This is a genomic window from Sphingobacteriaceae bacterium GW460-11-11-14-LB5 (assembly GCA_002151545.1).
Taxonomy (GTDB): Bacteria; Bacteroidota; Bacteroidia; order Sphingobacteriales; family Sphingobacteriaceae; genus Pedobacter.
This window is the reverse complement of sequence record CP021237.1, coordinates 1,378,460-1,393,242: the sequence shown is the minus strand read 5'-3', so window position 1 is coordinate 1,393,242 and position 14,783 is coordinate 1,378,460. Positions and strand designations below refer to the sequence as shown.

The window sequence follows — 14,783 nt, the reverse complement described above, 5'->3', positions numbered from 1 at the left end:
TTATTGTTAGTCTTTCATTTTAAAATTTAATCTTATCGATCTCCATTGATTATCCCATTTCACCGCACCAATGATTGTTCCTTTATCTACTTCATAGTGCTTACCCAATTGATCAGACACTAAAGACCTTGCGGCTTGTCCGATATCAAGTGCTAGATTATTAACATTTGTCGATAGGTTTATATCGACTGTTGAGAACTCTAAAGGAATATCAATCATATCCGTATTATATTCTCTAATTTCTTGCGGCGAAACAATTGAATATACTTTATAGTCACCATTTAAAAACTGTGTTTTACTAATTCCTTTCATAAATGATTTAGGCATATTCTCCATATCATTAATTGAAAGATATTTTACTTCGCCATAACCATTTAATGGGTAAACGGGGAATTTATAATTACTAGCATTTGGATTATATAATGACGGCCCCGCTGAAGGAGCTGATTTTTCAAGAACACCTTTTAATTTGTTCCAGCCACTTTGTACTATACCTTTGAAGACACTTGATGGCAAATCGACATCTTCTAAATTATTAATTGGTAAAATCCCACCAGGTATTGTAATGGTGAAAATCTCGTTGTTCCCGCGTTTCATATACCAACCATAAAGATTATAACGTTTAGCATAAGTATCAGTGCTTGACCACATTGGAACACCGTAAAATGGATCTTCAGTTGGATTGATCAAATAAGGTTCTCCAATTGATGGAGCGAATTTATTGCTTGGAAGCCCAATTTTGTCTACGCTACGATCCGACTTGTAAGAAATATAATCCCATCCAGCCCTGATTTCTTGAGCTTCAGTCTTGTTCCACCATAACCATCCCTTTTTTTGGCATTTTACTTTTATACCAAGAGTTTTGATAATTCCATAGTTTCTGTTATAGAATAATGCACTCATACGATACTTATTAGTAAAATTGTTATATCTAGTGGAGTTATCAAAAAATGTCTGAAGTATACTGCCAAATCCAGTTCTAAATTCTATTGGGTAATCAATAGTGTTACTATATGCAGGATCATAATTTGAGGTATTTGCAGCCATTTGTGTATTCAGTATATAACTTTGGCGGTTTGGGATTGGAAGCTCATCTGAAGGTGGTGGGGGAGTTATATTATTGCCATTATTGTTTCCACCGTCATTAATATTTGGATACACAAGAGGAGCTAGAGTCTCGTCAGATGGAAAAACAGTTACTTCCGGTTGTGGCACGTCTTCTTCGATAAACGAATCAACAAAAAAAACATTGCTATTAAGTAACCTCACATCATTGTATTGCGTACTTTGAACCTGTACCGAATTCATCAAAATCGGCGCAGCTTGATCTTCCAATCGTAATGTGTAGTCGTTCTGTAATGCAATATCTGCAAATACACTATTAAGCGAATTATAATTACTCGCAGTTGTAAAAAATGTGCCGTAAGGAGTAACTTTATAGACAATATCGTCCACCTGAATTTCCCCCTCTACATTAAGAAGGGATTTGAATGCCTGATCATCAACTAATTCCGTCATCACTTCATCATAGGTTGGAGCAGTTTCTTCATAAGCAGAATTCTGCATTACACTAGTTTTAGCTACTGGTCCTAATGAAGCTTTTAAGGCCGCTTTTCTCGCCACCATAAGAGGTGAATTTGGCTTAATAGACAACGCTGTTTTACTTGCTAGTTTTGAGTCGTGATGTAGTAGTGAAACAAATTCTGGAAAGCGGCTTAAAAAATTAGCAGGCAATTCTTTGCCATTTGTTTTTTTCAATTCTGAGTACAGCCCGTTAAAAGCTTTTTTGGTCAGGCTTAATCTCTCATTTGAAGTATTTGCGATTTCATCCGGTAAATTTTCTGAATTTCCCTTTTTACATCCTAAAATTGTTAATCCTGTAAGAGCAGTCAGGAGAACATACCTCCCGATTAATTTAAATTTTGTTTTGTTCATGTTATTATTTAATAGTTTAAAAGTTTCACTTTGCACTATTTGAAATTTAGGTTTTCAATGCCAGCATTATAAACTTTAAATTTTCCGAGATGGGAAAAACTCTTAAATAATAGAAGAGAACTTTTGAGAGCTAATAAGTTAGACATTATAATTTCAATGATTAGTCATCCAAGATAGCATCAAAAATGTTACATTAATATTTTTTTTACACCAACTCTAATTTTCTTTACATCAAACCCTAGAGAAATTTTACACGAATTTTTTTTGACTCCTGAAGCAATAGAAAATTGAAGAATAATAAAAGTTTAAAATCCTTCAAAACAAATAAAAGGGCTTTCCTCCATTTGATTGTTTTGAAGCATCCTCAATTGGGGCATGTAGAATAATATTTAAGATCACTTTTCAAGGATATCCGGTTTTGTTCGTACGTTAGATAATAATTTCTTGAACTGCGAACTCGTACTGACTGCCGAACCGACCAAAAATTCCCAAGTCTTACGTACACGAGTAGAATACCGCCACGTTATGCGTGGGGTTTGCTCATTCGTGTATGTGCGCTTGTTCGGGCATGGTATTCGATGAGGCCCCACGCTGTTTTAAAGATTGCGGCTTTTACAAATCCGAATCAAATCGGCTTCACAATGGCTACATCCTTAGAAAAACTTGACTTCCTTTAATATATTACCTGACTACTGCAAATGGTTCCATTTTTAGATCGGTAGCCATGCCTGAAGCAATCTGACTCACCAATAAACCTGTTGCGGGGCCTAAACTTAAACCCATCATCCCGTGGCCGGTTGCAATGATTAAATTTTCTCTTTTTTGACTTCTGCCAATATAAGGCAAGCCATCAGGTGATGATGGACGGAAGCCATACCAGATATCTTTTTCTGCCGGAAGCGCGGGTTTTAAATCCGGGAAATAAGCTGGAACGGATTCTACAATACCTTTAACCCTTTGCATGTTAATACGGGTATTAATTTTATCTAACTCCATTGTACCACCGTATCTGATCTGTCCGTTCATTGGCGTGATGGCTACTCTGGCTTCGCATAACAATGCCGGAATAGTTAGCCGCTGCTGAGGTTCTGGCTCCATAAAAGAATAACCTTTACCTGGCATTATCGATATTTTGACATCGGCCATTTTAGCCACAGCTGGCGACCACGAACCAGTTGCTAAAATATACTGATCGGCTTCCCAGGCAGTATTACCTGTGAAAACCTTCATGATGCGATTGCCAACCGTTTCAATTTTATCAACCTCTCTGCCACGTTCTATCTTAACCCCATTATTTAATAAATACTGAAGCAAAGCATTCATCAACTTTGTTGGGTAAAGATGGGCATCACAGCGATAATGTACCGCACCCAAAACATCTAACTTTAAATCAGGCTGTAAAGCGCGGCATTCGTCAGCAGTTAGTACAGCCATATCTAAACCCAGTTCAATTGCCCTTGCAGCCAAATGTGCTTCTTCTTCTCCTGCTTTTTCTGTTTTATAAAATGCCAGAATACCATTGTTGGTTAATTCGAAATTGAATTCAGGTTCTTTTGCCAGCCCTTCATATAGTTTTTTGCTCAGGAGCGATAAATCTCGTAGCGGCACTGCCGATTGGCTAACATGTTTTGCCGTGGCATGTTTCATAAATTTCAGGCCCCAGTTAATGAGGTTTCCATTTAAGGATGGCCGAACATAAAACGGACTTTTGCTGTCAAACATCCAGCGGATGCCTTGTTTGATCATGCCTGGTGCAGCCAGGGGTACAAAATGACTCGGTACAATCATCCCAGCATTACCAAAAGAACAATTGTCGGTAATATCTCCCTTATCCAGAACTGTTACTTCGTAGCCTTTTTTCTGCAGATAATACGCTGAAGTTAAACCTACTATTCCACCACCTATAATTAATACTTTCGACATTCTTTTAATTTATACTGCTGATATTCATTTTAAAAACTCACTAAATCACCTGGAATCCATGTGCATATGGATCATCTTCGGCATCTATTTTAATGGTATTGTAACCATAAATTTTTGCCCAACCTTCTACACTTGGTATAATGGCTTTTATTCCGTTCAGGTCTACAACTTCTTCCACTCTTCCGATAAACTTGCTGCCAATAAAACTTTCGTGGATAAAATCCTCTCCCTGTTTTAATTTTCCTTTTGCGTACCATTGCGCCAAACGGGCTGAAGTACCCGTTCCACATGGCGACCGATCGATGGCTTTATCGCCATAAAAAACAGCATTCCTGGCGGTTGATGTAGGGTCGATTGTTTTTCCTGTCCACAATACATGGCTACAGCCATTTATCGTCGGATCTAAAGGATGTACAAAAGTATATTGTTCATTAATGCGTTTTCTAATCGTTTGACTCCAGGTAATCAGTTGCGAAGCGGTATAATTTTCCAGTCCCGGAAAATTTTCCTGCGGGTCTACAATGGCGTAAAAGTTACCGCCATAGGCTACGTCAAAAGTAAGCGTACCCAAATCAGGGCATTCTACCGATAAATTTTCGGCGGCCAGATAGGATGCTACGTTTTTCAGCTTAACCGATTTAACCTTTTTACCTTCCTGCTTATATTCAATTAAGACCAATCCGGCCGGAGCTTCCATTCTGATTACTCCGGGTATTTTGGGTTGAATCAATCCTTCTTCTATAGCGATGGTAATGGTGCCAATGGTACCGTGACCGCACATCGGCAGGCAGCCACTGGTTTCGATGAAAAGTACAGCGACATCATTTGCGGGATCGTGGGGTGGATAAAGAATACTGCCCGACATCATGTCATGGCCGCGTGGCTCGAACATTAAACCTGTCCTAATCCAGTCGAATTCTTTCAAAAAATGCTGGCGTTTTTCGCTCATGTTTGAGCCAATAAGCTCAGGGCCGCCACCTGCAACCAGCCTAACCGGGTTCCCGCAGGTATGTGCATCTACACAAAAAAAGGTTTTACTCATGAGATTTCGTTAATTTTTGATTTATCGTTCTGAAAATACCCAATGGATTTCCATCTTTCAATTCATCTGGCAATAATTCCTGTTCCCAATCCTGATAAGCCAATGGTCTTGCAAAACGATTGATTGCAGTAGAACCAACCGATGTAAAACGGCTATCGTTAGTTGCAGGAAATGGTCCGCCATGTTGCATAGCCGCACAAACTTCTACACCTGTAGGCACCCCATTTAGGATAATTCTTCCTGTTTTATCAGTCAGCTTATTCACTAAAGTTTGGTAGCCCTGAAGCTCCTGTTTTTCGGCCATTAGGGTTACCGTAAGCTGTCCTTCCAACACATCAATGGCTTTTTCAAGTTCAGCAATATCCTGAGCGACAACGAGCAGTGAATATGGACCGAAAATTTCCTCACGAAGTTTTGGATTTTTGATAAAATCGGCTGCACTCACCTGGGCAATTTTCGCCTCTGATTGGTTTTGAAGTTCAGTATTTTTCACTGTCGATGCCGATAAAAGCGCAACGCCACCTTCATTTACCACCTCAGCAGAAAGTTTACCATAATTGCTGGCAATACCTTCGGTAAGCATGGTTGCCGATGGAATAGTGGAAATAGCTTCTTTTAAAGCGGCTTTAAAACTTTCCAATGCCGGTGATTGAACCGCTAACAGTAAACCCGGGTTGGTACAAAACTGACCAGCGCCCAAAGTAATTGATGCAGCATATTTTTTAGCCAGCTCTTCTGCCTGATTTTCGATGGCTTTTGGAAGAAAAATTACCGGATTAATGCTTCCCATTTCGGCAAAAACCGGAATAGGTTGCTCACGCTGTTGCGCCAGATTAATTAAGGCCATTCCTCCTTTAAACGAACCTGTAAAAGTTACCGCTTTAGTTAAGGGATGCTGAACCAAACCCGCACCGATTGTATAACCATCATCATACAATAAAGAGAAAACCCCTTTAGGCATTCCCGTTTTTTCGGCAGCTTTAATAATGGCACCACCGACCAAAGCACTGGTTCCATAATGTGCAGGGTGTGCTTTAACAACCACCGGGCAACCTGAAGCTAGTGCCGATGCGGTATCGCCACCTGCCACTGAAAAAGCAAGCGGAAAATTACTCGCACCAAAAACCACTACCGGCCCGATTGGGATTAACATTCGCCTAATATCAGGTCGTGGCAAAGGCTGTCTTTCAGGCAGTGCAGTGTCAATAATTGCATCAACCCAGGAGCCTTCGGCAACCAGATTGGCAAATAACCTTAACTGACCAGTAGTCCTGCCCAACTCTCCTTGTAAACGGCCTAATGGCAAACCACTTTCTGCTGAAGCCCTGTTTACCAGTTCTTCACCAAGGTTGGCAATTTCATCGGCAATGGCATTTAAAAAAGCAGCTTTAAGGTCTTTGTTTAGGTTTCTATAGCTTTGGAAAGCCAATGTTGCTGATGTTAAGGCATCATCAACAAGGCGCTCGCTTGCTTTAAAAAAATCACCATCAAGCGTTAATCCCGTTGCGGGATTAACAGCTTTAAGGCTTCTTTCATTAACTTCTATATAGGTACTGGCTACAATATTTTGTCCGTTCATATTTGGTTTTTAAACTATATCCCCCAACTACCTGCTGGCAATTCTGGTCTGGTGGCTAAACCATCGTTAATTATTTTCAACACCCTTTCGCGTTCTGCACCTTTTAAAGCCAAACGTGGCGCTCTGGTTCTTTCTGTTCCGATACCAGTACCTACTTCAGCTAATTTAATATACTGAACCAGTTTAGGGTGTGTATCTAATTCTAAAATCGGCAAAAACCAACGGTGGATTTTTAAAGCTTCGGCAGTTCTGTTTTCTTTTACCAGGCGGAAAATGGCTACAGTTTCTTTCGGGAAAGCACAAACTAAACCGGCAACCCAACCCACGCAGCCCATTACAATACTTTCCATCGCAATTGGATCAACACCAGTGAAAATGGCAAAGCGATCGCCAAAACGGTTAATCAAACGGGTTACATTTGAAATATCTCTTGTGCTTTCTTTAATTGCCTGTATGTTAGGATATTTAGCCAACTCTTCGAACATATCTAAAGTTACCTCGATTTTATAATCAACAGGGTTGTTATAAATCATGATTGGTAATTTGGTGCTTTTGGCCACTTCTGTTAAATAGTCAAGCGTTTCATCAGAATCAGCTAAATAACGCATTGGAGGTAATAACATTAAACCTTGTGCACCCGCTTCTTCGGCTTTTTGAGCAGCAGCAATAGCTTTTTTGGTTGTAGGCTCTGCAATGTTTAACAAAACAGGAACACGACCATTTACAATTTCTAAAGTATGCTTTAAAATTTCGATTTTCTCGTCATCACTTAAAACACTTGCCTCACCTAAGGTACCGCCCAGGATAATACCTTCTGCTCCTGCCTCTAATTGCGCTTCGATATTTAAATCGAAAGCCGGAAAATCTAACTCATCGTTTGCTGTAAATTTTGTAGTCACAGCAGGGAAAACCCCAGTCCATTTGATACTCATTGTAATGTTATGTTTTTAATAATTATGATTCAAAAAATTAATCTGGCCATTGAGCCCAAAACAGGCTATTGTCCATCATCATTTCATTAAAATTATCGGCGATAAATCAATTAAACGATATTCAAAGTTAGGTGATTGCTAAACCATAATATTGTTGGATTTTAACCGATATTGGCCATAAATACGCCAATGAACAAGACAGGAAGGAAGGGAAAATTAGATTTGCCCGAAATTTGCTACGGCACAAAAAAAATAATGCCGCAGCATAAATATAGATTGTTATTCTGAGCCTGTTGAAGGACCTGTATCAATATCACTCAAGACGTTTTAGCTACTTGTCCAGATTCATCCTATCGTGTGGGCCCACTTCTATTAGCTGCATATTCCTAAGGCGATCGTTATGCTGATAACAAGCTTTGATATCTTAAAAACTATAATTCGGAGATAAATGTTTTTTTTCCGCTCTATGCCGCGGGGCATGGTACTTTGGAGCGCCAAAGTACCCAAAGCGCTTTGTCAATCCAGCAAGGTGGCTTCTCACCGCCAACACTCATCAAAAAAACAGTGGCACTTCGTTTTGTGTTCAATTTATATTAAACTTTGAATTCAGTGTTAATGAACACAAAACCACTACGTTTCAGGTTTGGTAATGCTATTTGGGCCATTGTGCACCTATTTTTTTGATTCTTCCGCCACTTGGGATTGACGGCGTGCTTCGGCAAAGACTGTGGTTTACTAAAGCCAGCTAGCATGATGCCCAAACCATTCTTGAAAAAGATGTGTCCCTACGATAGGATTCATCGCAAAGCTAAACGTGACAAATTCAAATGGAATTATAAACATGATACCACCTGATTACCAAAATCAATCAGGTAACAAAACTCTCCTGCATGACGCTATTTTCCAATGAATTATTTTATGTTTTTCACCAGCAGGTAATACATCAATTCGATATCGGCTTTTGCAAATAAAACATCCTGATCTTTAGCCAATACCACCTGTTGCCAGTTTTGTGAAGGAATAATTTTCAGTGTTTTTACCCCCTCTTTTTTCAGGCTTAAGGGCAGGTTGAAACCTTTAACACAATTGCTGTAACGGTAAAAAGCTTTACCATCTTTCAGGTAGTATTCGAATGCAGGAACCTGCACTGTACGCAGGTACTGATCAAAAACCTTTGAAAAATTGTAACCTGCTTTTTTAGAAATATAATTTTCGATCTGGGCAGTTGTTACCGTTTGATGGTAAAAGGTTTGGTTGAGTCCACGCAAAATAGACCTAAAAAGCTCGTCGTTATTTAAACTGTGCCTGATGGCATGTAACATATTTCCTCCTTTTGGATACATATCGCCACTGCCCTGCGCATTTACACCATAAGGAGGGATAACCGGACTGTCGTTTCTGATATCTCTCCTGATGCCGAAATTGTATTCGTTTCCGGCTTTATTTCCAAAAATATAATCAACAAAAAGGGTTTCGCTATAATTGGTAAAACTTTCGTGCACCCACATATCGGCCAGATCTTTGGTGGTAATGTTATTGCCAAACCATTCGTGACCACTTTCGTGAATAATGATAAAATCCCATTTCAAGCCCCAACCGTTGCCAGACATATCTCTGCCCCTGTAACCAAATTTATAAGAATTGCCATATGAAACTGCCGATTGATGCTCCATTCCCGTATGCGAGGCATCGATGAGCTGATAACCATCTTCATAAAAAGGATAAGGGCCAAACCAATGCTCCATACTCTTCATCATTTTATGAACCTGATCGGGCATATAGTTTTTTGCTTTTGGATAATTGTAATCAAGTACCCAATAATTCACATCGAGTGCACCCTTTTCGCCTGCATATTTCTCCTTAAAATTAACATACTTGCCTATGTAAGGGATAATGCAATAATTACTGATCGGATTTTTAACATTGTACTGGTAAGTTACCGTACCATCGTGGTTGTTTTTCTTGAATACCAGTCGCCCATTCCCTACCGCTACTAATGTATCGGGAACCGTCATGGTTAATGATGCGCCCAGATTAGGTTCGTCGCTTTGATGGTCTTTATTTGGATACCACACTGAAGCTCCTAACCCCTGGCAGGCCACAGTCATCCACGGACGCGAAAGCGAATCGGTGGTGAAGATAAAACCACCATCCCAAGGGGCTCTTTTTGCCTGGTGTACCTTTCCGTGGTAAAAAATATGGACATTATTTAGTGCGGATAACTTTTGCGCCGGAACATGTACATACCAAACACTGCCCACATGTTCGAATTTCAACCTCGCCTTTTCGTTGTATACAACACTATCAATAAGCAATGGCTCCTGCAAATCGATCTGCATGCGCGTACGACCATTGTGGCTGCGCATTACTTTGTATACGATTTTATTCGATCCTGTTATACTTTTATCATTATAATCGGGTTTAACAGAAAGTTCGTAACGCTGTACATCCCACCAGGTACGCTCGGCATTTAAGCTTCCCCTTAACGTATCGGCCAAAGTGTAAACCTTTTTTGGCGACTGTGCAAAAAGCATGGTGCTAAACGCTAAGAAGAGTAGGCTTAGGAAGGGTAGTTTTTTCATCTTTTCTTTAATGGCCTTTTGCCGATTTATAATGTTTGTATTAGCTAAATATTCATTTGAAAAGCAACTGCAGTTTTTCATTGGTTATGGCAGTCCTGCTATCCCTTCTGCTCCGATGAAAAATCGGGATCCATTCTATCACCTGCCCGTTGCAGGCAGGGGTTTATTTAACCTTGGTTCTACTCAATATTAAATTCCATTTTCTCATTCTGTGCTCCAAGCCTAAATTTCTAGCCCTGACAGCAGCGGGCATTCCGATAGTTCATCGGAATAAAGCGGATGGCAGGACTATCCCTTAAAAAAAGCGAAAAGCCCTGCGCTCCAAAACAAAAAACGTTCTTATTCTAAAATTTAAATACTATTTGCTAGTAGGCCCCGCTTCTAATCGATTCAACTTCATCTGTGGTTAAAGCCAAGTGTTTACCCAACATCCGGCTTCCGTTTTCGGTAACCAAAAAATCGTCTTCAACCCTAATGCCGCTAAAGTTTCTGAACTGCTCCAGTTTATCGTAATTAATGAATTCGGTAAACTGGCTGGCTGCTTTCCAACGGTCTATTAGTTCGGGAATAATATAAACACCGGGCTCTACCGTTAACACATAACCAGCTTCGAGTGCTTTACCCAGCCTTAACGATTTTAATCCGAACTGTGTGGTATTTTTAGTCAGTTCATCTGTATAACCTACATGTTGCTCGCCTAAATCTTCCATATCGTGTACATCTAAGCCCATCATGTGGCCTGTTCCACATTGAAAAAACATCGCATGCGCACCAGCCTGCACAGCATCATCAATATTACCTTTCATCAGGCCTATATCTTTCAAGCCCTGCGCCAGTATTTTACACGAAGCCAGATGCACATCTAAATATCTTACACCGGGCGCCAACATGTTTTTGCCATGGGTATAAGCATTCAATACAATATCATACACATCTTTTTGCTCAGCACTGAATTTTTTGCCTACCGGAAAGGTACGCGTAAGATCGCCTGCATAACCTAGAGCTGTTTCTACGCCCGAGTCGTTTAAAACCAGCTGACCTTCCTTTAGCTGATTACCGTGATAATGGTTGTGGAGAATTTCACCCTGAACGGTCAGGATAACCGGATAGGCCAGATGACCACCTGAAGCCAATGCCGCTCCTTGAATTTTGGCGGCAAGTTCGCGTTCGTACATGCCCGGTTTTGCCTGCTGCATCACCATTAAATGAATATCGGCTGATATTGCTGCAGCACGGTCTAACTCTTCAATTTCTTCCACCGATTTGATCGATCGCTGTGCCACTACCGCTTTAATAAAACTAAGTGATGCTTTTTCTTTAAGCTGATCAATAGGGAGATTAAGCCAATTGGCCAGTTTAATTTTATTTTCTGAACGGTAAGGCGGTAAGAAATGAACCTGACGCTTTTTCTCCTGATATTGCTGAAGATAAGTATCCAGCTGTGCTAAAGGCAGCACTTTTGTCAAGCCGGCATCCAAACTTTTTTCTTCAAGTGTTTTCTTTCTGCCCATCCACACGATATCATCAATTCCCATTTCATCACCGAAAAGGATGACCTGGTCTTCATCAAGGTCGATAATGGCGCCCAATGACGGATCACTAATCCCAAAATAATATAAAAAGGTACTATCCTGCCTAAAATGGTAGGTATTGTCCTTATAATTCATCGGACTTTCTTCATTACCCAAAAAGAGTAATATTCCCGAATTTATCTTTGATTTTAACGCTGCTCTTCGTTGGAGGTAAACTTTCTTTTCAAACATATTTTTAAGTGTTAGGCAAATATCCCAAAAGCTAATTTTATTCAATAACAATTAAATGTTATGGCTAAAATATGGGCGGTATCTGCAAATTATAAGCTAGTAATCTGGTATAAAAATCACAATAAATTTCATCATAGCGAAAAAGAAAGGTAAAATCTGCACATTACCGGCAAATTATAGGGCTTTTATCCTCCTGGCAAATTCATAATTTTAAACAGTAAAAAATATCCCTAAACACCCTAACAACTATGAATCACCACCTTGGTAAAAGCTTGCTCAGCTGTGCGCTCTTTTTTGCATTAAGTACTAATGCCCAAAACTATGTCCCTCATTTTAACGATAACCGCATAAAGGTTAAAAACACCACACCAATTAAAGCTTATGCTTTCGACCTCTCGCAGGTAAATCTTCTGGAAAGCACCTTCAAAAAGGCGATGAAAGCTGATGAGGCGTACCTATCGGTTATTGATGCCGACCGTTTACTATCAGGCTTTAGAAAAAACGCAGGTTTAACACCGAAAGCCAAAATTTATGGAGGATGGGAAAGTGATGGTTTGGCCGGGCATTCGCTTGGGCATTACCTTTCGGCTATAGCGATGCAGTATGCTTCGAGCAGAAATCCTGCTTTTTTGCAAAAAGCAAATTATATCGTAGATGAACTGGTAGAGTGCCAGAAAGCCAGAAAAAACGGCTATTTAGGTGCTTTCAACAATGAAGATAAAATTTGGGGCGAGCTGGCAAAAGGCAATGTTAAAACCGGAGGTTTCGACCTGAATGGCGGTTGGGCACCCTGGTACACCGTGCATAAAATTATGGCCGGTTTGCTCGATGCCTACCTGTATACGAACAATAAAAAAGCATTGAGTGCATGCGTGGCATTGGCCGATTGGACAGGCACTACCATTGGAGGCTTAAACGATGAGCTTTTACAAAAAATGCTGTTCTGTGAGTATGGCGGAATGGCCGAAACCCTGGTTAACCTCTATGCGATTACCGGAGAAAAGAAATACCTCGATTTATCATACAAATTCTACGACAAACGCATACTCGACCCGCTGGCGCAGCAAACAGACATTCTACCCGGAAAACATTCGAATACGCAGATCCCTAAAATTATTGCCAGCGCAAGGCGACATGAAATTACCGGCGACCAACGGGATAAAACCATTGCCGATTTCTTTTGGAAAACGATTGTTTATCACCACTCTTATGTAACCGGCGGAAACAGTAATTACGAATACCTGAGCGAGCCGGATAAACTGAATGATAAACTCACAGAAAATACCACCGAAACCTGCAATACCTACAACATGCTCAAACTTACCGGGCATCTGTTTGCAGAAAATCCATCCGCCGAACTGTTTGATTATTACGAAAAAGCACTTTATAACCACATCCTGGCTTCTCAGAACCATGATGACGGTATGACCTGCTATTTTGTACCACTGCGTATGGGTGGAAAAAAAGAATACAGCGATAAATTTAACACCTTTACCTGTTGTGTGGGTACCGGCATGGAAAACCATGTTAAATACAATGAAAGCATTTATTCAAGGGGAAGCGACGGCAGTTTATATGTGAATCTTTTTATTCCGTCGGTTTTAGACTGGAAAGAAAAAGGAATAAAAATTACACAACAAACGGCTTTACCACAAGGCGACCAAACAAATTTAACCCTAAGCTTAGTCAAAGGTTCAAAATTTTCTATCCGGGTGAGAAAGCCAAAATGGTCTAGCCAAACCACAATTGCTGTGAATGGGCAGCTGCAAAAAATTACTCCGGATGAAACGGGTTATTATGTAATTACCCGCATTTGGAAAAACAACGACAAAATCACCTACACCACACCGGAAAAGTTGTACACAGAAGCGATGCCAGATAATGCCGATCGAAGAGCTGTTTTTTATGGGCCAGTGCTTTTGGCTGGTGTGCTGGGAACAACAGAACCAGATCCGGTAAAGGGGGTTCCGGTATTTGTGAGTGCCAATAATGATCCTAAAGATTGGTTGAGCGTAGTAAATAAACAAGAACTTCAATTTAAAACAAAAAATATTGCGCAACCACAAGATGTTACCTTAGTTCCGTTTTATCAAACCAAAAACCAATACTACAGCGTTTACTGGGATGTATTTACCCCAGAAAAATGGACGGTACAACAAAAAATATACGATGAGCAAAAACGTAAACAGAAAGAATTAGAAGATAAAACGACTGACGTATTCAGGTTTGGCGAAATGCAGCCAGAACGCGACCACAACTTTAGTGCAGCTAAAGAATATATGGGCGAAGATCATGGCAGTAAATGGCGCGTTGCAGGTGAAAACGGTTTCTTACAATTTGAAGTGAAGGTAGATCCCACTATGCAAAATACCATAATCGCTTCTTATTGGGGCATGGATAACCGTGGCCGGAATTTCGATGTGCTGGTTGATGGTGTAAACATTGCCACTGAAGATCTGAACAAATATAAAGAAAGCCGCTTTTATGATATTTCTTATAAAATCCCTGTTGAAATAACCAAAGGCAAAAATAAAGTAACCGTAAAACTATTCCCTAAAGCAAAAAATAGTGCAGGTCCTATTTATAGCGTAAGAATAATTAAGGAAAGTTTGTAAATAACACGAATGATTTTTAGCCACGGAAGAAGGCAAGATATATAGTCCTCGTTTGTAATGAGGATTATTGAAATCCACATTTGTAATGTGGTAATAAGAGTTGTTCATAGGGCGATAAAATCGCCCTTCTCGTCCATCCTCGTTATAAACGAGGACGATTGTAAATAGCACAATTAATTTTTAGTCAGGGAAGCAAAAAGACACGGAAAGATATAGTCCTCGTTTGTAGCGAAGATTATTGAAATCCACATTTGTAATGTGGCGATAAGAGTTGTTGATAGGGCGATAAAATCGCCCTTCTCGTTCATTCTCGTTACAAATGAGAATGATGGATTAAAATTTAAATGGACAATATTACTTTAATAAAATATAATAGTTTGGTTAACAAAAATTAAAATGAATTATTTAAAGT

General features: G+C 39.9%; 8 protein-coding genes. 1 reads left to right on the top strand and 7 read right to left on the bottom strand.

Features of this window, described 5'->3' with window-relative positions; translation table 11 throughout:
• Nucleotides 1-6: 6 nt before the first annotated feature.
• The 7 genes from CA265_05720 to CA265_05690 all read right to left on the bottom strand — a co-directional run bounded on the left by CA265_05720 (nt 7) and on the right by CA265_05690 (nt 11,756).
• Nucleotides 7-1,935 carry a hypothetical protein gene (locus CA265_05720; protein ARS39197.1) on the bottom strand — a complete coding sequence of 643 codons (1,929 nt, stop codon included), beginning with the start codon at nt 1,933-1,935 and terminating at the stop codon, nt 7-9.
• Between the two features lie 681 nt (nt 1,936-2,616).
• Entirely contained in the window at nt 2,617-3,858 is a 1,242-nt protein-coding gene (locus CA265_05715) for an amino acid dehydrogenase (GenBank protein ARS39196.1), read from the bottom strand.
• Between the two features lie 40 nt (nt 3,859-3,898).
• On the bottom strand, nt 3,899-4,900 hold the full coding sequence (locus CA265_05710; protein ID ARS39195.1) for a hydroxyproline-2-epimerase: 1,002 nt from the start codon (nt 4,898-4,900) through the stop codon (nt 3,899-3,901).
• Nucleotides 4,893-6,479, bottom strand: coding sequence for an aldehyde dehydrogenase (NADP(+)) (locus CA265_05705; protein ID ARS39194.1), 1,587 nt, complete (start codon nt 6,477-6,479; stop codon nt 4,893-4,895). Before CA265_05705 ends, CA265_05710 begins: the two co-directional genes overlap by 8 nt.
• 14 nt (nt 6,480-6,493) lie before the next feature.
• Complete coding sequence (locus CA265_05700; GenBank protein ARS39193.1) at nt 6,494-7,411, bottom strand: dihydrodipicolinate synthase family protein; 918 nt, start codon at nt 7,409-7,411, stop codon at nt 6,494-6,496.
• Between the two features lie 911 nt (nt 7,412-8,322).
• Nucleotides 8,323-9,993, bottom strand: coding sequence for a peptidase M1 (locus CA265_05695; protein ID ARS39192.1), 1,671 nt, complete (start codon nt 9,991-9,993; stop codon nt 8,323-8,325).
• A 365-nt stretch (nt 9,994-10,358) separates the two neighbouring features.
• Nucleotides 10,359-11,756, bottom strand: a complete 1,398-nt coding sequence (locus tag CA265_05690) for a Xaa-Pro aminopeptidase (GenBank protein ARS39191.1) — start codon at nt 11,754-11,756, stop codon at nt 10,359-10,361.
• A gap of 248 nt (nt 11,757-12,004) precedes the next feature.
• On the opposite strand from CA265_05690, the gene CA265_05685 reads away from it, so the two are divergent.
• Nucleotides 12,005-14,371, top strand: a complete 2,367-nt coding sequence (locus CA265_05685; protein ARS39190.1) for a hypothetical protein — start codon at nt 12,005-12,007, stop codon at nt 14,369-14,371.
• The last annotated feature ends 412 nt before the right edge of the window (nt 14,372-14,783 follow it).

Coding starts and splice junctions, on each gene's coding strand:
- CA265_05695 (ARS39192.1), bottom strand. CDS start 9,993: ATGAAAAAACTACCCTTCCTAAGCCTACTCTTCTTAGCGTTTAGCACC.
- CA265_05720 (ARS39197.1), bottom strand. CDS start 1,935: ATGAACAAAACAAAATTTAAATTAATCGGGAGGTATGTTCTCCTGACT.
- CA265_05685 (ARS39190.1), top strand. CDS start 12,005: ATGAATCACCACCTTGGTAAAAGCTTGCTCAGCTGTGCGCTCTTTTTT.
- CA265_05690 (ARS39191.1), bottom strand. CDS start 11,756: ATGTTTGAAAAGAAAGTTTACCTCCAACGAAGAGCAGCGTTAAAATCA.
- CA265_05700 (ARS39193.1), bottom strand. CDS start 7,411: ATGAGTATCAAATGGACTGGGGTTTTCCCTGCTGTGACTACAAAATTT.
- CA265_05705 (ARS39194.1), bottom strand. CDS start 6,479: ATGAACGGACAAAATATTGTAGCCAGTACCTATATAGAAGTTAATGAA.
- CA265_05710 (ARS39195.1), bottom strand. CDS start 4,900: ATGAGTAAAACCTTTTTTTGTGTAGATGCACATACCTGCGGGAACCCG.
- CA265_05715 (ARS39196.1), bottom strand. CDS start 3,858: ATGTCGAAAGTATTAATTATAGGTGGTGGAATAGTAGGTTTAACTTCA.